The organism is Spirosoma pollinicola (genome assembly GCF_002831565.1).
GTDB lineage: Bacteria > Bacteroidota > Bacteroidia > Cytophagales > Spirosomataceae > Spirosoma > Spirosoma pollinicola.
The window spans coordinates 470,567-494,400 of the sequence record NZ_CP025096.1; the positions used below are offsets into that span (position 1 = coordinate 470,567).

At 49.3% G+C, this 23,834-nt stretch carries 12 protein-coding genes; 7 read left to right on the forward strand and 5 right to left on the reverse strand.

The window, feature by feature from the left end:
* Nucleotides 1-162: 162 nt before the first annotated feature.
* On the reverse strand, nucleotides 163-2,835 hold the full coding sequence (locus CWM47_RS01935) for a sodium-translocating pyrophosphatase (protein WP_100986110.1): 2,673 nt from the start codon (nucleotides 2,833-2,835) through the stop codon (nucleotides 163-165).
* A gap of 224 nt (nucleotides 2,836-3,059) precedes the next feature.
* Between CWM47_RS01935 and CWM47_RS01940 the strand changes: the two genes are divergently transcribed.
* From CWM47_RS01940 to CWM47_RS01955, 4 genes are all read left to right on the forward strand, one after another.
* The gene (locus CWM47_RS01940) at nucleotides 3,060-6,077 is read left to right on the forward strand and encodes a DPP IV N-terminal domain-containing protein (protein WP_100986111.1); all 3,018 of its coding nucleotides are present in this window, start codon (nucleotides 3,060-3,062) and stop codon (nucleotides 6,075-6,077) included.
* A gap of 364 nt (nucleotides 6,078-6,441) precedes the next feature.
* Complete coding sequence (locus CWM47_RS01945; protein ID WP_240625676.1) at nucleotides 6,442-9,729, forward strand: SusC/RagA family TonB-linked outer membrane protein; 3,288 nt, start codon at nucleotides 6,442-6,444, stop codon at nucleotides 9,727-9,729.
* A 90-nt stretch (nucleotides 9,730-9,819) separates the two neighbouring features.
* The gene (locus CWM47_RS01950) at nucleotides 9,820-11,250 is read left to right on the forward strand and encodes a SusD/RagB family nutrient-binding outer membrane lipoprotein (protein WP_100986113.1); all 1,431 of its coding nucleotides are present in this window, start codon (nucleotides 9,820-9,822) and stop codon (nucleotides 11,248-11,250) included.
* 125 nt (nucleotides 11,251-11,375) lie between these two features.
* Nucleotides 11,376-13,934 carry a PIG-L family deacetylase gene (locus CWM47_RS01955; RefSeq protein WP_100986114.1) on the forward strand — a complete coding sequence of 853 codons (2,559 nt, stop codon included), beginning with the start codon at nucleotides 11,376-11,378 and terminating at the stop codon, nucleotides 13,932-13,934.
* A gap of 138 nt (nucleotides 13,935-14,072) precedes the next feature.
* Here CWM47_RS01955 and fdhD read toward each other — a convergent pair whose 3' ends face one another.
* Together fdhD and CWM47_RS01965 are read right to left on the reverse strand one after the other, a co-directional pair.
* Entirely contained in the window at nucleotides 14,073-14,927 is an 855-nt protein-coding gene (gene fdhD, locus CWM47_RS01960; protein ID WP_100986115.1) for a formate dehydrogenase accessory sulfurtransferase FdhD, read from the reverse strand.
* A gap of 116 nt (nucleotides 14,928-15,043) precedes the next feature.
* Nucleotides 15,044-17,617 (reverse strand): DUF5686 and carboxypeptidase-like regulatory domain-containing protein, encoded by a 2,574-nt coding sequence (locus CWM47_RS01965; RefSeq protein ID WP_240625677.1) that lies wholly within the window; start codon nucleotides 17,615-17,617, stop codon nucleotides 15,044-15,046.
* Nucleotides 17,618-17,998: 381 nt separating this feature from the next.
* On the opposite strand from CWM47_RS01965, the gene CWM47_RS01970 reads away from it, so the two are divergent.
* Nucleotides 17,999-19,180, forward strand: coding sequence for a glycoside hydrolase family 88 protein (locus tag CWM47_RS01970; protein WP_100986117.1), 1,182 nt, complete (start codon nucleotides 17,999-18,001; stop codon nucleotides 19,178-19,180).
* Nucleotides 19,181-19,267: 87 nt separating this feature from the next.
* Here the strand turns inward: CWM47_RS01970 and CWM47_RS01975 are convergent, their stop codons facing one another.
* Entirely contained in the window at nucleotides 19,268-19,960 is a 693-nt protein-coding gene (locus tag CWM47_RS01975; RefSeq protein WP_100986118.1) for an SGNH/GDSL hydrolase family protein, read from the reverse strand.
* 175 nt (nucleotides 19,961-20,135) lie between these two features.
* Here CWM47_RS01975 and CWM47_RS01980 point away from each other — a divergent pair, with 175 nt between their 5' ends.
* The gene (locus CWM47_RS01980; protein WP_100986119.1) at nucleotides 20,136-20,738 is read left to right on the forward strand and encodes an RNA polymerase sigma factor; all 603 of its coding nucleotides are present in this window, start codon (nucleotides 20,136-20,138) and stop codon (nucleotides 20,736-20,738) included.
* Nucleotides 20,728-22,404 carry a hypothetical protein gene (locus CWM47_RS01985; protein ID WP_100986120.1) on the forward strand — a complete coding sequence of 559 codons (1,677 nt, stop codon included), beginning with the start codon at nucleotides 20,728-20,730 and terminating at the stop codon, nucleotides 22,402-22,404. Before CWM47_RS01980 ends, CWM47_RS01985 begins: the two co-directional genes overlap by 11 nt.
* A 70-nt stretch (nucleotides 22,405-22,474) precedes the next feature.
* On the opposite strand, the gene CWM47_RS01990 is transcribed toward CWM47_RS01985, so the two are convergent.
* Nucleotides 22,475-23,791, reverse strand: coding sequence for a PQQ-dependent sugar dehydrogenase (locus CWM47_RS01990; RefSeq protein ID WP_100986121.1), 1,317 nt, complete (start codon nucleotides 23,789-23,791; stop codon nucleotides 22,475-22,477).
* Between the last annotated feature and the right edge of the window lie 43 nt (nucleotides 23,792-23,834).

Consider the following 23,834-nt stretch of genomic DNA (forward strand, 5'->3'; position numbering starts at 1 on the left):
GTATGTTGTTTAGCTTTTTGCTTACTCTGTTCGGTTTTCAGCTTCCCCAGCCCATTAACCTGATCACCAGATGATAGACAGACTGAAACTAAACGAAAGAAAGTCAGCCCGTTTAAAAGGCTGACTTTCTGGCAAAAGACTTTATTAATCGGTAGTGTACAACTACTTCTTCGTCACCCGCATCGAGATCCGGCGGTTTTGCGCCCGGCCTTCTTCGGTATCATTTGAGGCAACGGGATGCTCCTGGCCGTAACCTTCTGCTTCCAGCCGGTCTTTAGCAATACCTAATTTCTCTAACTCTACGCGCACCGAATTTGCCCGATCCTGAGACAATTTGAGGTTACTGGCCGCAACACCCGTATTATCTGTATAACCACCAACTTTGATATTAACAGCAGGATACGCTTTCAGAATCTGAGCAACGTTGCCCAACTGCACCTGCGACTCATCTTTCAGCGTGGCTTTACCCGTTTCAAAAGTAAGGTTATCGAAGTCGAACCAGGTAGTTTTGTCTACAGCTTTATCGGAGTTGATAAACTCCATCAATTGCTCTTCAATCTTACCAACACCCGACAGCGTCAGATCGACACCTGTTTTATCATTTTTGAATTTCAGCACATTTACAGTCGCCGAATCATGCTGAGCAGCTGTTGATTTCTCCAGATCGACTCCATGCATTCCACCCTGCGCTGTAATACCTTCCCGGTTGCCTTCGCTGGCCGAAGTCGATTTAACAGCGATATAAGGCGCAATGACAAGCGACACGATAGACATCAGTTTGATGAGGATGTTCATTGATGGCCCCGATGTATCTTTAAATGGGTCACCAACGGTATCGCCCGTCACAGACGCCTTGTGCGGCTCCGATTTTTTGTAGAACATCTCGCCGTTGATCAGTACGCCTTTTTCAAACGACTTCTTGGCATTATCCCAGGCACCACCGGCGTTGTTCATGAAAATACCCATCAACACGCCCGACACCGTAACACCGGCCAGCAGACCACCGAGTACTTCGGGACCGAAGATGAAGCCGACAATAACGGGCACTGTCAGGGCAATAGCACCTGGCAGGATCATCTCACGGATAGAGGCCTGTGTCGAAATAGCTACGCACTTTTCGTATTCCGGCTTGCCCGTTCCTTCCATGATACCCGGAATTTCGCGGAACTGACGACGAACTTCTTCCACCATCGCCATTGCAGCACGACCCACGGCCGCAATAGCCAGCGACGAGAAAATGTATGGAATCATACCACCCACAAATAAACCGGCTAGTACATCGGCCTTGTAGATGTCAATAGCCGAAATGCCCGACAGACCCACAAAAGCAGCAAATAGAGCCAGGGCTGTCAGGGCAGCCGATGCAATAGCAAAACCTTTGCCTGAGGCAGCAGTCGTGTTACCAACAGCATCGAGGATGTCGGTACGGCCACGAACTTCTTCGGGCAGATAGCTCATTTCGGCAATACCACCGGCGTTGTCGGCAATTGGTCCGAACGCGTCAATGGCTAATTGCATGGCCGTTGTAGCCATCATGCCAGCCGCCGAAATAGCGACACCATATAAACCAGCGAAGTGATATGACGTATAAATACCGGCAGCCAGAACAAGAATTGGCAACACCGTTGATTCCATACCTACCGATAAACCACCGATGATGTTGGTAGCGGCACCCGTTGCCGATTGCCGAATGATCGACAGTACCGGACGACGACCCATAGCCGTATAATATTCGGTGATTATACTCATCAATGCACCTACAACAAGACCCGTTACAATGGCATAAAACACATCCATCCGGTTAAACTCGACACCCCGAATTGACATCACGCCTTCTGGCAGCATAGCATTGACCAGAAAATAAGACGCTACGAGCGTAATGGCAATCGACGCCCAGTTGCCCAGATTCAAGGCTGCCTGTACGTTACCGTTGTCATCCTTCACCCGAACAAAATACGTAGCGATGATGGAGAAAATCAGGCCAAGCCCGGCAATAACCATCGGCAACACAATGGGAGCATGACCAACAATCGGATCATTTGGAATCACAATTTCGCGGCCCAGCACCATCGTAGCCAGAATTGTAGCCACATAAGACCCGAACAAATCGGCACCCATACCCGCTACGTCACCTACGTTATCGCCCACGTTGTCGGCAATGGTAGCCGGGTTGCGCGGATCATCTTCGGGAATACCCGCTTCTACTTTACCCACAAGGTCAGCCCCAACGTCGGCAGCTTTGGTATATATACCACCACCCACACGAGCAAAAAGCGCAATAGATTCGGCACCGAGCGAGAAACCAGCCAGTACTTCAAGAGCTTTTTCCATCGGTAACCCGTTTACATCGCCAGATGGCTCAACGTATAGTTTATACAGCACAATGAACAGGCTTCCCAAGCCAAGAACGGCAATACCGGCAACACCGATACCCATAACCGAACCACCCGTAAACGATACTTCCAGAGCTTTGGTCAGACTTGTGCGTGCTGCATGAGCCGTACGAACGTTCGCCTTGGTAGCGATATTCATACCGATATAGCCTGCCAACGCCGACAGAAATGCGCCAAGAATAAAGGAGAACCCAATGAGTGGGCTGGAGTTCGGAACTAAGCTGCCCATATAGGCTAGCAAAAGAGCTACGATAATGCCGAAATACGTCAAAACACGCCACTCAGCTTTCAGAAAGGCAATAGCGCCGTCGGCAATGTAGCCTGCAATTTCTTGCATCCGGGCGTCGCCAGCATCCTGCTTCGAAACCCACATGAATTTGGTAAACATCACTAACAGGCCAACAATGCCAAGGATGGGGACCAGGTAAACACTGTAATTCATAGAAATAGGTGTATGTTAAAGAGTTGATTGCCCGCAAAGATAGAATTTGCCGTTGCATAACGACCAATATGACAGCAAATTCATAGACTTTTTTTAAGTTTTTTTTCGGTTTTTCAATGAGATTTCTCCTTTCAGCCCCTCAATTGATAGTCAGGCTTGGAAGTCGGCGATTGCCTGTGTAGGTTCAAGAGGAAAAGGCCCCAATTAACTGCTTACCCCCCCTTATGCAAAATATTCGCTATTCAATCTACTTACTCATAAGCATATCATTCTGGCTAATCTCTATTTGTCAAAATATGGCGAATGCGAATGGAGCTGACTCAATTCGTGTTACCGTAACCGAAGGGACCAATATGGCGGCCGACCTATCGCCCGATAAACGACAGATTGTCATTGACTTACAAGGTACTATCTGGCTTGTACCCGCAACAGGAGGAGTCGCCAGACCGATAACCGACAATCTGGGTGATTGCCGCCAGCCCAGTTGGTCGCCCGATGGTAAACAGATTGCGTTTCACTCATTTTGGGACGGCCGGTACCACATTTGGAGCGTAGACGCATCGGGCGGAAAGCCAAAGCAGTTGACTTCGGGCATTTATGACGACCGAGAACCACACTGGTCGCCCGATGGAAAACGACTTGTGTTTTCGTCTGACCGCAGCGGCAATTACGATATCTGGCAACTCAACCTGAGCGATGGTCACCTTACCCAGCTCACCCACGATACCGGTAACGATTTCAATCCGGCTTTCTCGCCCGATGGCAGACAAGTCGCGTTCCTCTCCGACCGGATGAATGCTCCCGGCGTGTACACGATAGGTCCGGACAATACCGAAAAACTGATAACGACGGTTGCCGGTAAACTCGCCGGAGCCGCCTGGCAACCCGATGGGTCTCACTTGTTTTACAATGTGTTGAACAACTCTCAGAGCGGTTTGGCAACTGTGGCGCTGGCAGACAGTAAAGCGCAAATGTTGACTGAGGTTAGCGAAGATGTTTTCCCGTTTCGGGCAAGCTGGTTTTCGGCCGATGAATACCTGTACACCGCAAACGGTCAGTTGAAACGGCGTAAAATCGGCAGTTCAACAGCCCTAACCATCCCGTTTCAGGCCATAATTGCCTTGCCCCGGAATACTTACAAACGCAAAACATATGACTTTGATACCCAGAAGCCACAACAGGTTCTGGGTATCAAAGGAACGGCTATTTCGCCCGACGGAAAACAGATCGCCTTCGCGGCTCTGGGCGATTTATGGCTTTTGGCTAAAGGCACAAAAACGCCCGAGCGCTTGACGCAGGCAATGAGTATGGAAATGGAACCTGACTGGTCGCCAGACGGTACGAAACTAACTTATGTGTCGGATCGAAACGGAAATATGGATGTCTGGATTCGCGATTTAAAAACCGGGCAGGATCGGATTCTGGCAGATATGCCCGACGACCTGCATTACCCAACCTGGGCACCCGATGGCAGCAAGATCGCCTTTTACCAGAGCGATCCCCGTAACGCCTGGGGCCGCAGTACGCTCTACGTAGCCGATGTTACGTACACAGCAGACGTGACCACGCCTAAAACCCGGAAACTACACGAATCATTATTCGTACCCAGTCAGGCCAGTTGGGCTGCCGATGGTAAAACAATTGCCGTGTCGGCACTTCACCCCTACTCATCGCGCTATCGCGAGGGCGTGAGCGAAGTACTGCTCCTTTCGCTCGATGGGAAAAACGACCGGTATGTTTCGCCCGCACCGGCACACAGTCTGGCCACGAGGGGACAGAACGGCCCGGTATGGTCGCCCGACGGCACCAAAATGGCCTATGTTCTCGACGGCTTATTATGGATTACAGACGTAAAATCAGATGGAACTATAGTTGGTACGCCCCGACAGTTAACAACCGAACAGGCCGAAACACCGACCTGGACAGGTGATTCCAAAAGTCTGTTGTTTCTGGCCACAGATGTTTTCAAACAGGTTTATCTGGCCGATGGCCACGTCGAAACCCATCCAATGGCTTTGTCCTGGAAAATAAGCCAGCCTACCGGAACTATTGTGGTTCATGCCGGTCGGTTGTTTGATGGCAAGGCGAATACGTATCGTACCAATGTTGACATTATACTTGATGGGCACCGGATCAAAGCTATTTTACCCCATCAGGCCGGTCGTGCGGGCACGCTCATCGACGCATCGACCAAGACCGTTATACCGGGTCTGTTCGAAATGCACACCCACCAGCACTCGATGGTTGGCGAAAAAATTGGTCGACTATGGTTGTCCTTTGGCATCACCTCCATTCGCGAACCCGGTGCCGACCCGTATGATGCCCTCGAACGAAAAGAAGCCTGGGCAAGCGGCACCCGGCCCGGTCCGCGCCAATTCTTTACGGGTGGCCTGACCGACGGAAACCGAATTTATTACGGAGCCGCCACCAGCATCAACTCCGACGAACAGCTCGACCGCGAACTCAACCGCTCCGTCCAGCTGGGTTACGACATGATCAAAACCTATGTCAGAATGCCGGATGCCATGCAGCAACGCATTACGACCTTCGCCCATGCGCATGGATTGCCGGTGTCCTCGCACGAGATTTTCCCGGCCATGCGCTACGATGTCGATGCCGTCGAGCATATAGGCGGCACGAGTCGGCGGGGGTATTCGCCCAAGATAACGGCCATGAACAAGAGCTATCAGGACGTGATTCAACTGCTGGCTAAGTCGGGCATGAACATTACTCCTACGGCTTCATTGCAGGGCGGCTTTGCGGTACTGACCACAAAAGACCCGAGTCTGTACGAAAATCGGCAGTATAAAGCCTTTTATTCCGAAGACTATACAACGGCCCTTCAGGTGGGCTCTGCCCAGTACGCCAAAATCAGTCCCGGCTACCTCAGCAATTTTGGGAATCTTGAGAAAGGGGTAAAAGCACTCGTTGATGCAGGTGCTCATGTTACGACGGGTACCGATAGCCCGTTTGTGCCCTACGGCATGAGCCTGCACACCGAATTGCAGGTCTTTGTCGATGCGGGTCTGACGCCGTATCAGGCATTACGGTCGGCAACATTATGGGCGGCAGAAACGGTTGGCGTCAGCAACGATTTAGGGTCGATAGAGCCGGGTAAACTTGCCGACATGGTGATCGTTTCTGGTGACCCGTTGACTAACATCCGCGATGTGCTCAACGTAGAGCAAGTTATCCGCAACGGCGAGGTGATTTCTATTGACAAATTGTTGACGCGCCCCTAGGTATCGTTAACAGTTTATCTCACTTATCTATAAAAAAAGGCGTCTTGCAAGACGCCTTTTTTTATGCCCTTATACGTTTCAGGTATAGTTTTTCTACTCATAGATAAAGCTAATTGTAAACAGCTATATGACTGATTGACAATAATTTTAAAATCATAAAGCTTGCACTGAACTACTAAGTAACGAGTAATTGTACTCTGAAGCATAGCAATACTTATACTCAAATATAATTAATTGGGTAATATTTTGTAAATAAGAAATATAATTCTCTATTATACTTTATAATCAAAATTATATTTTGCAGATTCACTTCATATAATACCTTTGTAGGGGAGGTATGACATTTCTTAACTTACTTAAAACTATGATGAGATCGTTACTTATGAGTCTGCTTTTTGTGGGCTTGAGTTGCTCAGGTGTATGGGCACAGGGGCGAAAGATAAGCGGTACGGTTATGGCCGATGAAGGCACAGGTGGGTTTGCCGGTGCTACGGTCGTTGTAAAAGGCACAACCATTGGCACGGTCACGGATGCTAAAGGCCAGTTTACGTTAAGTGTTCCAGCTTCGGCGAATGCACTTGTCTTTTCGGCGGTTGGCATGGTAACAATGGAAGAAGCCATTGGCGCAAGAAACACGATTGATATTACACTCAAAAGCGACACCAAACAGTTGGGCGAAATCATTGTAACAGCCTTAGGTTTGAAAGAAGAACGCGATAAGTTCGCATCATCGGTGTCTACTGTAACCGGTAAAAACATTGCTAAATCTGGCGAAACCAGTTTGCTGACGGGTCTGAGCGGCAAAGCATCGGGCGTGATCATTACCCGGAACGGCGGTGACCCGGGTGCGGGTGCTTATATCCAGATTCGTGGACAGAACACCATCAATGGTAATGCCCAGCCACTTTTCATTGTCGATGGTATTCCGGTTAGTAACTCCAGCGACAATAACGGATCGGCCGCCGGTAACTCTATTGTCCAGCAGTCGCGTATCAACGATATTAACCCCGAAGACATCGAGAGCATGGAAGTGCTGAAAGGGGCTTCGGCGGCTGCATTATGGGGCACACGAGCCGCTAACGGCGTAGTGGTTATCACAACAAAAAAAGGGAAAGACAGCAAAGGCAAAGTGAATATTACCTTCAAATCGAGCGTTTCGTTCGACAAGGTTAATAAGATGCACCCGCTGCAAACGACCTACGGGCAGGGTACCAATGGTCTTTATAGCCAGGGAAATAAAGTAAGTTTCGGCGATCTCATTTCTGATCGTAAAGGGGGCGAAGATACCTATATAACAGACCCAAATGCGCCGGGCTATCAGGGCTATGTTACCTTCCCGGATGGCACCAAACGGTATGCTATTGCGGCTGGTACGGCAGCAAACCCACATGGCGGTAAAAATTCGAAAGATGTTTTCGACCATGTAAATGATGTCTATCAGACAGGGCATTTTACGGATAACAGCCTAAATATCAGCGGTGGCAATAACCGATCAAACTTCATGATCAGTTATTCTAACCTGAATCAGGAAGGGATTGTAAAGGCGTTCAGTAATTACCAGCGCAACACAGCCCGAGTCAATGTAGCCAGCCAGTTTACCGAATGGTTCCGGGCGTCGGCTAACCTAGCTTACTCTAAAGTATTTTCGTCCCGTAACCAACAGGGCGACAACCTCGACGGTATTTTGCTGGGTGGAACCCGGACAGCGCCCGATTTCGACAACTCCTACTACACAGGAACGTACACCAATGCCGCCGGGCAGGTTTTCACAAACGAACACGTTTCGTATCGGAACCCACTGGGTAAAGACCAAAACTCGATCTACTCGAACCCGGTCTGGAATATCAACAATAACAAAAACACTACTGATGTTGACCGTATTACGGGCAACATTGAATTGGGAATCACACCAACTTCCTGGCTGAGTATTACAGGCCGTTCGGGGATTGATAATTTCACTGATGCGCGTCTGGAACGTTTTGCCCGTAACTCATCCAGCTATCTTGGTGGTTATCTGTCAAAAAACTGGATCACCGAGAAGCAGTTCAACACCGATGTGTTTGCCAATGCAACCAAAACATTCAGTAATGATTTCAGCGGGTCGCTGCTGGTAGGTGTCAACTATAACAGCCGCCGGAAGGCCATCTTAACCGATGCCATTACGAATCTTATTGTGCCAACAGCGCCTGATATTCTAACGAACGCACTGAATTCGAACCTCACGGCAACCAACTATAATTCGCTGATTAGAACCTACGCTTATTATGGGCAGGCTGAGTTACAAGCGTACAATATGCTGTTTTTGACCCTGACAGGCCGTAGCGAAAGTGCATCTACCTTTGGGGCCAAAACCAAAAGCAGTTTCTTCTTTCCATCGGCTGCTTTGGCCTGGCAGTTCAGCAAGTTGAAAGGACTGGAAACTAACCCCGTACTTAGCTTTGGCAAACTGCGTCTGACTTGGGGACAGGTGGGTATTCAGCCCCAGCCTTATCAGAATTTCACGACATTTTCTCCAGCTTCCTATGGCGATTCGTTCGCAGGTGGTTTATCATCGGCCAGTTCGCTCTACGGCGGGGGTTATGTTCGGAGTTCTACAGCGGGTAACGACTTCCTGCGCCCGGAGCGGAAAACAGAAACCGAAGTTGGGGTTGATTTACGCTTCCTCAACAACCGAATCAACTTCTCGGCAACGGCTTACACCAACAGCACAAAAGACGTAATTCTGTCACTGAACGTACCCTACGAAACAGGTTATACTGTTCGGAACATAAACGCTGCCGAACTCTCCAACAAAGGAATTGAGTTGGAAGCTGGTGCCGACCTGTTGACCATTGGCGATTTCAAATGGAATCTGGCCGCAAACTTCTCCATGAACCGGAACAAGGTAATTTCACTGGCCGGCGCTTCTGTTCAGATTTTACCGGATAGCTATCAGGAAAATGCGTCCCTGATTCCGGGTCAACCCTTTGGTATCTTCTACTCGACCGATTTCCTGAAAGATGAATCGGGCAAGTACAAGCTCGATGCAAATGGTTTTCCTCAGGGTGGTACAGACAACGAAATTATCGGTAATCCAAACCCAAAATGGCGCGGTGGTCTGGGAAGCACATTCTCCTATAAAAATGTATCTCTTTATGTGCTGTTCGACCGTGTAGCGGGTAATGACTTTTACAACGGTACACGCGGAGCGCTGTATAACATCGGTACCCACGGCGACCAGGGTTATACTGCCATTGCTCCGGCAGGTGGCATAAAAGATGTAACGGGCAAGACCATTGCCGCCGGTACGTCTTTCCAGGGTCAAATTAAAGACTTTGGCGCAGGCCCGGTAGCGTTGAACCAGGCCTGGTATCAGGGTCGGGGAACGGCCTTCAACTCGGCTTCATATAAACAGTTTATTGAAGACGGCAGCGCCACCCGTATGCGCGAAATAACGCTGAGCTACAGCCTTCGCAGCGAGAAATTCCGTCGGCTAACGCACCTGTCGAACGTCGATTTCAGTTTAACCGGTCGTAACCTCATTCTTTGGACCAAGTACACCGGTACTGACCCAGAGGTGAACATTACGGGCGCTGGCCTGTCCAGAGGTCAGGACTGGTTTACGAACCCCAATACGAAATCGTTATTGTTCTCGCTGAAAATCACGTACTAACTGACGTTTACTGTTTTCAGTTTACAGTGGCTCATCACCAGGGAGGCTAACCGAAAACGAAAAACCGTAGACCGTAAACTTACTTTAAACATGAGAAAATCATTTTCACATAAAGTTGCCATTGCACTACTAAGCATCACGCTGTTAAGCAGTTGCAAGGAGTTGTTTAATGAGCCGAACATCCAAAGCAATCCCAACGCCGTTACGGATGTGGATGTCGCTACGCTGCTTTCGGGAACATTGCTGGGTGTGGCCATGCTTCACGAAGATACCGACGTTCGGATTGGCGCCATCTGGGCAGGCCAGTTAAATGGTCTGGCTCGCCAGCACCAGGGTTATGCCGATTATATCGTTTCGTCGCAGAACTTCACCTGGAGTCCACTCTATCCGGCCGCAAGCCAGACGCGCCTTATCCAAACCAAAGCCGATGCCGTTGGCGACAAATGGACCAAAGGCGTTGGCCAGGTGCTGGAGGCTTTATTGATTGCCAAAGCGACAGACTTTTATGGCGATATTCCATATAGCCAGGCGTTTGACGATGTCAAATACCCGACTCCTGTGTTTGACAAACAGGCTGATGTTTACGCATCCCTTCAAACAACGCTCGATAACGCGATTCAGAACCTATCAGCCCCATCTGGCCTAGCGTTTGCCAGTCAGGATTTCATCTACAAAGGAGACGTTTCTAAATGGAAAGCGGCTGCCAACACGCTCAAAGCCCGGCTTTATTTACACACCGGCGACTATGCAAAAGCCGCTACCAGTGCAGCTTCGGGCATTAGCAGCACGGCTGGCGATGCGTTGATACCGCATGGTACCAGTCAGGGTGTTGACTTCAATCAGAACTACGACTTTTTCCGGGTTAACCGGGCGGGCGATACGGGTTTCGATGGTGCTTACCTGCCTACCTTGATGCAATCGCGGATTGGTTCGACCAACACCAAAACCAACGAAACGGCGCTGTATAACCACTATTTCAAAATTGGCATTACGGCAACGGGTAGCCTGGACCCAAACACAACAGATGGCGCCTTTACAGCTTCGTCGCCCCACCCGATCATTACGTATTATGAGAATCAGCTTATCATAGCCGAAGCACAGGCTCGGTTGGGTGATACGGCCAAATCGCTGGCTGCGCTAAACTTGGTTCGGGCCAGCCTTGCAACTGGATATTACAACGGCAAAACGCTATCCACTACGGGCCTCAAGTACGATCCTTATGTAATAGCCGATTTTGCACCGACTGGTTTAGCCAACCCAACAAAGGTGGCCTCAGCACAAACTGCCCTGTTGTATGAAGTTATTACCCAGCGGTATATTTATTTTCTGATGCAATACGAAGCATTTAACGACGTTCGTCGGCTGGAAAAAGCTACCCCTGTTGTACAATTACCGATCCCTCTTTATACAGGCACAAAGAAGCCAGAACGGTTCATTTATCCACAGGGTGAAGTCAATACAAATCCAAACGTCCCGAAACCCCTTCCGGATCAGTTCCAGAAAGTCCCAATTTTCCAATAATGCGTTTAGTTGTTAGGTAACGCGGGTTAAAAGGCTACCAATTTTTAGGTAGCCTTTTCTTGTTTTTAGCTTGAACTTTAATCGTAAATTTGCCCAATACCCCAATAATCAGCCACCTCCTGCCTGTGTCTCTCAAAAAACTCCTGCCTACACTGCTTCTTGGCAGTCTGCTTACGTCACTTTCTTTCGCACAAGTTCCATACGGCCCTATCAAGCCTGTTGCATCGGGCGAGATCCTGTCGAACTTAAAAAAACTGAATGTACTTGGATCGGTGCTGTACATAGCCGCCCACCCCGACGACGAGAATACATTGATGCTAGCCTATTTAGCCAAAGACCGGCTGGTGCGCACCGGTTACTTGTCCTTAACGCGGGGCGATGGCGGGCAAAATCTTATTGGGCCGGAACAGGGCGAAAATATTGGTATTATCCGTACGCAGGAATTACTGGCTGCCCGGCGGGTCGATGGGCCGGACCAGTTTTTTAGTCGGGCTTATGATTTTGGTTTTTCTAAAGCAACCTCCGAAGCCGTTCGTACCTGGGGGCAGGATAAAGTGCTGGCTGATGTCGTTTGGATGATTCGTAAATACCAGCCTGACGTAATTATTACGCGTTTCCCTCCCGACGCCCGCGCCGGTCATGGACACCACAGCGCATCGGGATTTCTGGCCGAAGAAGCGTTCAAGATTTCCAGCGATCCAACCAAATTTCCCGAGCAACTGGCTTTTGTGAAACCGTGGCAGGCAAAGCGCATTATGTGGAATATGTTTATTCCCGGTGCATTTTTGAGTAACAAAAAACCCGAAGAAGCGGGTAATTTGATTGGCATCGAAACGGGCTTGTATAATCCGTTACTGGGCAGATCGTATGGCGAAATTGCTTCCGAGAGTCGGAGCCAGCACAAGAGCCAGGGCTTTGGAGTACCGGCTAACCGGGGTGCCAAAATTGATTACCTGCTCCTGAAAGGTGGCGATCCGGTTCAGAAAGACCCACTCGAAGATGTTGATATAACCTGGAAACGAGTGCAAAATAGTGGTGCCGTTCAAGCGCAGGTTAACCAGGTAATTGCCGGTTTCAAACCCGATCAACCGGCGGCATCGGTACCCGCTCTGGTTCAGCTTTACGGCGCTATCGGGAAGTTGGACACAACCAATATTTATGTAAAAGCCAAGCGGCAGGAAGTTGAAATGCTCATTCGGCAATGCCTGGGTTTATATTTCGAAACCAACCCCGCCGATTATGCCGCGACCCCCGGCGAGACCATCAAGATAACAACCAACGTCGTCAACCGGGCCGATTCGCCCGTTACCCTGGTTCGGGTTCAGTACTCGACCGGCAAGGATACAACGCTTAATATAGCCTTGAAGCCGAATGACGTTATCTTGTGGCCAACGAGTGTAACGGTTCCTAAAACGGCTAAAATATCGCAACCCTACTGGCTCGAAAAACCGCTTGATAAGGGCTTGTTTCAGGTCGATAATCAGCAGTTGATTGGTCTGCCCGAAAACCCGGCAGCGTTAACGGCTAATTATACATTCGACATTAGTGGCCAACGGTTTACGTTCAGCCGTCCGGTTGTTTATAAGTCGACAGATGCCGTGGATGGCGAAATCTATAGACCATTCATTATTCAGCCCGACGTGACAGCAAACCTGATCGAGCGGGTATTCACCTTTGCCGACAATACGCCCAAAACGGCGGATCTGGTTCTGAAAGCAGGGCGGGCTAACGTTTCGGGAACGCTAACGATGACGGTACCGGCGGGTTGGAAAATCGAACCAGCCTCACTCCCGTTCGACCTGAAAAATAAAGGCGACGAGCAGCGAGCTACCTTCAAACTAACCCCAACCGATAAGGCGCAGAATGGTAAGCTACAGGCTGTTATGACTACAGAAACGGGTACATTTACTACGGGTCTTCGTCTGGTTGCGTACAAGCACATTCCCACGCAAACGCTGTTTCCGCCAGCCGAGGCTAAATTGGTGAAGCTGGATGTAAAAGTAACGGCTAAGAATATAGGCTACATTGTTGGCGCAGGCGATGAAGTTCCGGCGGCTTTGCAGCAGATGGGGTGCCGCGTAACGCTTCTTGGCACTACAGAATTAAATGGTAGTCTGGCAGGATACGACGCTATTGTGGTGGGCGTTCGTGCCTACAACACCATCGGCGCAACTATGACTCGTTACCAGCCCAAACTGATGGAGTATGTCAAAAATGGGGGCACCATGATTGTGCAGTACGTGACGCCCGTTAATTCGTTTTTCCGCAATGAAGCTCCTTTGCCACAACTTGGCCCCTACCCTTTCACGATCTCGAATGAGCGGGTAACGGAAGAAGATGCGCCAATGACGTTCATTACTCCTACTCACCAATTGCTTAATTATCCCAACAAAATTACCGACGCAGACTTTGGGGGCTGGATTCAGGAGCGTGGTATTTACTTCGCCCGCGATTGGGACAAAGCTTACGAACCCATTTTCTCTGCCCACGATCAGAACGAAGCGGCCAAAGAAGGCAGCTTGATTTATGCTAAATATGGCAAAGGCCACTTCATGTACACAGGTCTTGTATTCTTCCGCGAGTTACCGGCTGGTGTACCGGGTGCTTATCGACTATTTGCCAATATGATCTCGGCGGGTAGTAATTCAGCGGCCTCCGTATCAGGTTCCCAGCCGAAACGATAGGGTCAAAAGAAACATCGCTGCCTATTTTTCAGAAGGCCTTACCAAAGAGAGTCGGGCAGGGTTCTAACCCTGCCCGACAGTAATAATTTGAGAACATGACATTATAAAACCCAAACAGCCCCTAGCTGTTTGGGACCATTAACTGTCGAAAATCAATTGCGATGTATTTACCCGCTCGGGTTCACTGTAGAGATTGAATCGACTGTCGCGCACAAAACCGGCGAGTGTCATCCGGGCTTCTTTAGCCATTTGTACAGCAAGGCTTGATGGTGCCCCCACAGCCGCCAGCACAGGAACGCCAGCCAGCCAGCTTTTTTGGACCAATTCAACGCCAATCCGGCCACTCAAAAAAATCCCGAATTGGCTCAGAGGTAGCCAGTTTTGCCAGAAAGCCGCCCCAATGAGTTTGTCAAGCGCATTGTGGCGACCAATGTCTTCCCGAACGATCAACAATTTGCCGTCGGCATCGAACAACGCAGCCGCATGAATACCACCCGTGTAGGCAAAGGCCAGCTGCGTTTGCCGGACTCGCTCGGGCAGCGCATGCAGGATCGCCGGTTCGACCGAAAAGTCAGCCGTAATAGTACCGGGCGATACTGCCATAACAGCGTCGATGGTAGCTTTTCCGCACAGGCCACAACTTGACGACGTAAATGTATTTCGCTCCAGGCGCGACCAGTCCACCGCTACATCCGGGTGCAGTTCGACCCGCAGTACATTACCTTCTTTTTGTGAATCCTGCACGCAGTGACGGCACGAAATAATATCGGCAGGCTGCTGAATAATGCCTTCTGTAAACAGAAATCCCATAGCCAGTTCTTCATCGTGGCCGGGCGTGCGCATCGTAACCGACACGGGCCGTTGCTGCCGGTCTGTTGCTGGTCCGAAACCCAAACGGATTTCTAACGGCTCCTCAACAGCCAGCAGATCGGGGGCCTCAGAGAGGCTTTCGCCAGCTATTTTATGGATGGTAACAGGGGCAACGAGTGACATTTTGGGTGAAGTTAGTTATTGGTAACGTGGGTGGAAACCCGCGCTGTCTTACTCATAATCGCGGGTTTCCACCCACGTTACTAAAAATACTATAACCAATGATTCATCCAAAATGATTAAAAACTAAACGAAGCCGATGCTTTCAGGGCAAATGAGTTCAGGGGAATACCATTGGGGCCATCGTTCAGATAATTTAGTCGGTGAATGGCTTGAACACGAATTATTTTGAAAATATTGTCGATTCCATATCCCACCTCCATATACGGTTTGTTCCCATCGAGTGACCCAAAATAGATGGGTCTTGTTCCACCCGGCAGTGGCTTATAACTCTGAACGGCCTCATTGGCTTTTGATTGAGCCCCCCAGAGCGCATCGAAGTTGGCTACCAGCCGCCAGTTGAGTTTCCGAATGCCGGGGATTCGATTGAATAGCAAGCCTTCAAACCGATGCTGAACGTGAATAGCTACGAAACGATCACTGACGAACTCATAAAACTGCATCCGGTTAAAAGTGTTGGTTGTCAGCAGCGGAGTTGGGTTGCCTATATGCGGAAACAACAGAGGTGCGGGCAAGGTCGAGGGTATGTATCCGGCCGAAAGCAGGTAGGTCATGCGGCCAAGTGGCCCGAGTCGTAATGATTGCTGCGCCCGCAGCGTAAACCGGTCATAATTATACTCCCCACCCAACGTTTTTGACCCGTGAGTGTAGCGAATGGTGAGAACGGGGGCTCGTTTAGTACCCAGCGTGATGCGGTCATTCCCTTCCATAAGGTATTTTTCTTTCCGCGCCAGCCTTACTTCAAGTGACCAGAAGGCATCGAAGACATCGGACCGTAACTCCGACTGATCGCCCAGTTCAGGCTGCGTTCGGTAGTGAAACGGGAAGAGTGGATCAAATGTGCGGGTGCCTAATTCAGCCGTAAACAAAACGCCCTTTACGGGCTCTGTCTTAAAAAAAATCTCTTTCTGGTGGCTATGATAGCCTCCTCTGTAGCGGCCAAACCGACTCAATGCATAAAATATCCGGTTCCCTCCAATTAGCTCGGGCGTTAGGCCAAGTCGTTCCAGATCGTTAGCCATCCGCACGCCTAGTATTGTCCAATGCTGCTTCGAGAAGAGATAGTTTATTTCTCCGCCGTACTTAAACTCCTTGGCCAGCGTCCCATAAGCAACATACCCGCGCAAAACCCAGTTTCGGCTGAATTGCTCATTGGTGCGAAACCCGATCCGTGTCCGTAAGCCCTCTACGCTGTTCACTGCGAATAAATAAGGGTATGGTCCAATGTCGAAACCACCAACTTTATAAAATCCCGTAACGGCCACCTGCCCTACCGCTTCGGCCATTTTTACGGCTGGAACAGCCCGAAGCTTCTCAATGACCTGCCGGGTTTTCTGGTCCTCTTTATTCAGTGAATCGGCACCGGCCAGTGTACCCTGAACGGTATGCCAGTAGGCTTCATTGCTGGTAGCGATGGTATCATTTTGCTCGATAGGCTGTTCGTAAAAGGAAGCCGCGTGGGGGTGATTCACCACAATGTTACTGTTGCGAAGAGTGACCTGAGCCCGCAGGCCAAGCGATTGTTTACCCACCCCGGTAAGGTCAGCTTTAAGACGAATACTTATCGGCAACCACCCTGCTGTTACCGATTTACTGGTGGTCGAATCGGTCGTTGTTTCCAGCTCCTGCTCAATAGTCAGTTCGCGAACATAGTTCAGGTTGGCCCCTTTTCCAATACGGGTTTCAATCTGGCAGAGGGCAAACGTCGTTGTGTCAATCCAGGCTTTACCCGTAAACGCAAGATCTTCCGGGCGCTTGGGATCGAACTGGACTTCGTAACAAATATGGTCGCCAATCTGCGTTGTATCGGCCAGAAAAAACTCGTACCAGTTTTTCCAGTTATCGCCGACGGGTGAGGCAAAATCTTTCCCCAGAATGGGAATGTAGTTGTCGTAAAAATTCTGACTGACCAGATTGGTGCCACCCAGCAATTGCGAGCTTAGCCCGGCATCGTCGACGGCAACGCCTTTAATGCGTGTTTTGCGGATATCTTCCCGTTTACGTTCGGGACTGGCCTTAAAATAATATCGCGATACTGACTCCGACGCCAGCAATGGCAACACCCGATGGCCTTCTCTATCAATGATCGAGTCGTGTTGGCTCATGGCTTCGTTGATCCGCTTAATAAGCGGATTCTTGCGCATGCGGTCTGAAACGTGGCTAAGGGCAATTTCGGTCTTCACATAACTGTCGTACTCATAAGCCGAGAGTCGTTTACGGTCATTGATTGAGCGATTTTTACGTAATTGCCGAAGTACCCGCCAGGCCGGATTTTCGCCCGCTTTTACGGTTACCTCCTGTAAAGAATTACCGCCCGATTCGAGTTTAAAATCAACTGATTGCGTAAGCCGTTCCGGGTCAATTGCCCGACGCAGCATTTTATAGCCTAACGAGCTAACGGCCATAGAATCGGTTAAAATTTTGGCCACCAATGTGAATCGACCTTTTTCGTCGGTAACGGTTCCAGTCCGGCGCCCCACCAGTGCCACACTGGCAAAAGGTATAGGTTCTCCCGTGTTTGCATCTGTAACAAGCCCCGAAACGGTGTAAACTGTTTGCGCCTGCGCAGCAGTTCCAGCCCATATGAGTACTAACCACAGAAGAACCAGCAGGCTATGTATTCGTGTCTTCAACGTTCTATCGTTCTTTATTGGCCTGTATTGTACAATGAATATTGGACTCATACAGGCTATTAATGGGTACAAGGAAGGGCAAGATGTCGGTAAAAGACATTAAATTGATAAAACTCCTGTACATACTGGTACAGCACAGATTATATTTATTATTCGTCATAACTGACTTGTGAGTCAGTATTTATACTTAAGAAATAAAGAGCAAAGAAATTACTTTTCAATCGATTATCAAGCAAACAAAGTCTTCATTGTACCTCGAAGAATAGGTTTATTTAGCAGAAAGCCACAACTGGCAGGTTAAAAACCAGAGTCTCTTTACTTACTACTACGACGAGTCTGCTATAAAAAAAGATGTGACCTGTATTCTTACATAAAACACGCATGAAACGCTATCTAGCTATTTGTTTACTTTTACTGGCACAGGTGACCGTTGCCCAAACACCTGTTAACGTCGATAAGGAATTTGATTTTGCGGCTAAACAATATGCCTTAATGCTCAAATCTCACCCCGACATTACTAAATTCCCCCAGTCAACAAAACCCGATGGCTCGCCGGATGACAGGACGTCAGATTGGTGGTGCAGCGGTTTCTTTGGCGGTTCACTATGGCATTTGTATGAACGAACAAAAGATCCGGTCTGGAAGGAAGCCGCCAATAAATGGACAATGGCTGTAGCCAAAGAACAAAACAATACTGGCACGCACGACCTGGGCTTTATGCTCTATTGCCCATTTGGGAATGGATACCGGCTCACGAAAAACCCAGCTTATCCGCCCATTCTATTGACCGGAGCCAAATCGCTGAGCACGCGATTTGACCCAAAGAGAGGGGTCATAAAATCCTGGAATAAATTTCTGACCTATGACTACCCGGTTATCATCGACAATATGATGAACCTGGAATTTTTGTTCTGGGCGGCTAAAACGTCGGGTAACAAAGACTATTATAACCTTTCGGTAACCCACGCCGACAACACGATGAAAAACCATTATCGGCCTGATTATAGTAGTTATCACGTTGTTTGCTACAATCCGGATGGCACCGTTGCGGCAAAAAAAACAGCGCAGGGATATGCCGACAACTCGGCCTGGGCGCGGGGCCAGGCCTGGGGATTGTATGGCTACACGGTGATGTATCGGGAAACGAAAGACAAAAAATACCTAGAGCATGCCCGGCACATTGCTGATTTTTACCTGAACCACCCCAACCTGCCTACCGACAAAATTCCGTATTGGGATTTTAATGCGCCCAATATTCCAAGCGAAGAGCGGGATGCCTCGGCGGGCGCTATAACCGCAGCGGCCTTACTCGAACTCTGCACCTATGGCGGACCATCGGCGAAGACCTATTATCAATCGGCAGTGAAGATGCTGGAAAGCTTATCCAGCCCGACTTATAGAGCCAACCTGGGCGAGAATAACAACTTTATTCTGAAGCACAGTGTGGGTCACAAACCGCAAAAAAGTGAAGTGGATACACCAATCATTTATGCAGATTACTATTATCTGGAAGCGCTGTTGCGTTACGATGCACTGCGCAAAAAACCCGCATTTCGCTCGTAAAGCACTAAGGCAAAAAAAGTGGGGTGTAAATGTGGTGGCAGGTTCTCGGACCTGCCACCACATTTACACCCCACTTTTTTTGCCGTTTTAGTCTTTTCGAAAGGCCTGAATCGTAACGATGGTGGGTGCCGATTGATAAAAGTCAAACAACGACCGTCCTAACAATTCATGGCTAATGGCATTTAGATGCTCTTTATCATTCGGCAAAAAGTACTCCTCTCGCGGCCGAATCACTGAATCGGTATCAAAAACACTGACAAGGCGTCTGTCAGCTTCCTGTAGCAACACGGCCCGGCTCCGATTTCGCAACCACCGGCTTAGCGGCTCCCGATGCGAAAAAGGAGTGAGCAACAACACATTATGGCGATAAGGTCTCAGCTGATTCAGTAATATTGAAATTGATGTAAGGTCGCGGGGTGTTCGAACAAGCGAAAGTAACCCGGCACCAAGCGCTTTCATCCGGCTTGACAATGAAGGACGAGACAGGCTGGCCGAATTGGGAAACACGGGCACTGTCACCCCCGACGAATACAAAAAAGGGGAAGCCGCCGTTTGAATAAGGGTATAGTCGAGTTGAAGTATAATGAGATCATACCGGTTTAAGGGCAATTGCGCCAGCGTGGCTATTGTTTGCGCCATTGTCAGGTGCGCGTATGCTTCAACAGATACCGCCCGCCCTGCTCTGCTGATCTGTCGAATAAAATGACCTATATAACTAAGATTTCCTCCCGACAGCCCATATCCATAGGTATGTTCGTCGCCTATTACTAACACCTTCATTCGTCAACCATAAACGGGGTGAGTAAACCCATTTGTAGCCAGTACGTAACGAGTTGCCTAAGCGTTGCTTAGTTAAAAAAAATAGTTAATAACCTGACTAGTAGTTGCAACGTTATACGTTGTAGATGCGTAGTCTTTATGTAGTCAGGAATGTTTACGTAAATCCGACCGAACTTTGTTTTTCCGAAAATCGTCTCCGTTCGCCGATAATGACCTGCTGAGTGTCATTCGGGCCTGCCGTGCCAACGATCCGCGTGCGCAGCGAACGCTGTTCAAGCAGTTCTTCGGCTATGCAAAAAGCATCTGTTTGCGCTATACGTCGAGCGTTGAAGAAGCCGAGGACGTATTGAACGAAGGGTTTTTGAAAGCATTCCAACATTTAGACAGTTATGACGAAACATTACCTTTTAAAGCGTGGCTGCGAACAATTTTAGTTAATACAGCCATTAGCCATTACCGAAAAAACCATCGTTTTGAACAGCATGCCTCGCTGGAAACAGGCGAACAGGTGGCCTTTGATGAGGATGTGGTTGATCAGATTGCAGCCGAGGAAATCCTTGCTCTGGTGCAGCAATTGACACCAACCTATCGTACCGTGTTTATGATGCATGTTGTGGACGGATACAGTCTACACGAAATTGCCGGTCTGCTTAGCCATAATGAAGCGACCGTTCGCTCCAACTTTGCTCGGGCCCGGCAAAAATTACAGGTACTCGTCAAACAAGCCCACTACACTAAAACTGGCTCTACAGCCTCTATTCCGTATCATGAAAACTGACCGATTTTCCGATATTATCCGGCGAAAACTGGAAAGTATTCGGCCGGAATTTTCCGAAAAAGACTGGACCAGGATGCAGTCGTCACTGCAAACCGGCCTCCCACAGCCCGCTACGCCCCCTAGTGGCCACCCTTTCAGCGGTGGCATTTGGTCGGCAAAACCATGGTTGATGGCAGCGGCTACTGTCAGCGCAGTGGTGCTGGTTGGGTATAGCTTCTGGCAGCATCAGGAAATCAACCAGCTTCGCCAGACGATGGGGCAATTACATAAACAGCCAACGCACCAAACTGCGCCGAAGCAACCTGCCCTCGCTGCGCCCGGGACGGATACGCCGACAGTAACGCAGGCTGAAGAAAAACAGCCTCAGGCTAGTCGGGAGGAGTTGCCAACAACATCTGATACTAAAGTAGCCCAACGGGGCCAGCGCGACACGGTATATATAACCCGCTATATTGCCGTGCCCTCAAAATCGCACGTGGTACCGCCCGAAAACGAACGTTCGGTTGACCGTTTAGAATCGCCAACAGAACAACGATACGTGACGAACAACCGCACACCCAAAGCAACGGCTCAACCAAATCAATCGGACAATTCAACAAGTATCCCGAAAACAGACACGTATGGTGAACCCTCTACTTCTCCCAATACAACAATTCGTAAAAACAACACCGACAATTCATCTATACCGTTAACAGAAGCAACTAATCAATCGACCCGCGCCCAACGCCCGAAAGGCGACTACGCGGGCAGTCGATCAATAAAAAACAGAATCAGGTCAACTGCTGGTTCGGTTGACAAGTCGGTTTATACAGACGAAACCAGTGTTGTCAGAACGCCCCAGCCTCAGCAAGAGTCGACTATACCTATAGCTCCGGCAGAACCACAAGAATCGGCAACATCGGCCAGTTATGAGTTTGTTACTAGTTTGCCTCTGTCAACTCAAAGCACCAACTGGAATGGGATGCTTGCACAGCAGGCGAAGCGTATGCGGCCAGCACGCACAACGGTCGTATCGGGTGTGGAGCAGACAAAGGCCCCAGAGAGTCAGCCGGTTGTGCACGTGGCCACGAATTTCCGGGCAGGCATAGGAGGAGAAGTATCAACGAAAGTAGTGAGTGCCGGTGTATTTACCGAATTGCTTCTGGGTAAACATTGGGCAGTAAGTGCAGGGCTTTCGCAGGCAGTTTATACGAGTAAGTTCACGAACGATTATGATTTCGACGAACATATGCGTCGGAACTTCCGTAAAGAGTTTGCCCGTGGCATTGAGCCCTATCGTCAGATTCTCAATATTGATACCCGCACAACCCGCATACAGGTCCCTATTACCATTGGCTACCGGTTTCCGCTTACAAGTAGCCTAACGTTAACGCCAAATGTGGGTACTTACCTAAATTTATCGAGCAAAGAAAATGCGTCATTCTATTGTCAGGGGCTAATACCCCAACGTGGATACGAAGAACTAAAGAGTGATAACGTTCGATCGGTTGAGTTAATAAATAGCCTTGCTCTTGGTGCCGGTCTTGAATGGCAAAAGGGTCATTGGGTTGTACAGGGAACTCCTGTACTAACCATGCCTATTGAAGCGAACGAATTTCAACCCGACCCTAGTTGGCAGAAATCAACGACAGTTGGTTTACGGGCACGGGTGCTGTTTCAGTTTTAGCGTAAATTTTTCAAACACAAAAAGGGGAGGGCAAATATGCCCTCCCCTTTTTGTGTAAACTATATCGAGGCTACTTGTTAGCCGTTACCCGCCAGATCCGTCCGCCAGCGTCATCGGCAACCAGCATAGACCCGTCGGGAAGTACGGCTACACCCACCGGACGACCATAGGCATCTTTGTCTTTACCAGTCAGAAAGCCAGTGAGGAAATCCTCTGGCTTGCCGGGCTTACCATCCTGAAAAGGGACGAATACCACTTTATAGCCCGAAAAAGTTGACCGGTTCCAGGAGCCGTGTTGCCCTATAAACGCGCCATTCCGGTATTTTTCCGGGAAAGCTGTTTTATCATAAAAGGCCAGTCCAAGTGAGGCCGTATGCGCCCCCAACGGAACATCGGGAACGGTGGCTTTTTTCACCAGATCAGGGCGTTCACCTTTCCGGCGCGGGTCTTCATTCTGACCATAATATGAATAAGGCCAGCCATAAAACGCCCCTTCTTTCACGCTCGTCATGTAGTCGGGCACGAGTTCATCGCCAAGTTCATCGCGTTCATTAACAGCGGCATAGAGCGTCTTTGTAGTAGGCTGCCAGCCCATACCCACCGGATTACGCAATCCACTGGCATAAATGCGCTCACCGGTACCGTCGGGATTGATTTCCAAGATATTGGCCCGCCGGATTTCGTTCTCAGGGCCGTGTTCACCCACATTACTCCCCGATCCAACCGAAACAAAAATTTTCTTCCCATCAGGACCCGCCAGCAAATTGCGTGTCCAGTGATTGTTGTAGCCGCCAGCGGGTAGGCTCAAAATTTTCTTGCCGGGGGCGGTTATCTTCGTTTGACCGGGTTTATAGTCGTATCGCATCAGCCCATCGGTATTGGCCGCATAGAAACTATTACCCATCACTAACATACCAAATGGCTGGTTGAGGCCGGTCAGGAACGGTTCGCGCAGGTCGGGCTTGCCATCTTTATTGGTATCGCGCAGAAGCGTAATTCGGTTGGCGCTAGCTTCAGTTCGCTCGGAGTTGCTTTTTCCGGTTACAGCATTGACAACAGCCGTTTTGATACCTTTCCGTTCTGTATTGGCTTCGGCCACAAAAATATCACCATCGGGCGCAACGTATATCCAGCGCGGACTTTGCAGATCGCGGGCATATTCGGTAACGGTAAATCCGGCTGGTGCCTGAGGCATTTTACCAGCTGGCCAACCCACTACATTACTAAATTTCTGACTTGATTTTGTAGCATATGGCGCGGGCAGATCAAGCGTAGTGTCGGCAGTAGCTACCGTTTCCCCGCTTTGATCGGCTTCTTTTTTCTGACTACACGCCAGTAGGCTTACTGACAGCACCGTGGCTGACAGGAAAAGTTTTGTTGTTTTCATCGTTGAGTTGAGTCAATTATAGCACTAGTTACTCAACTCACTG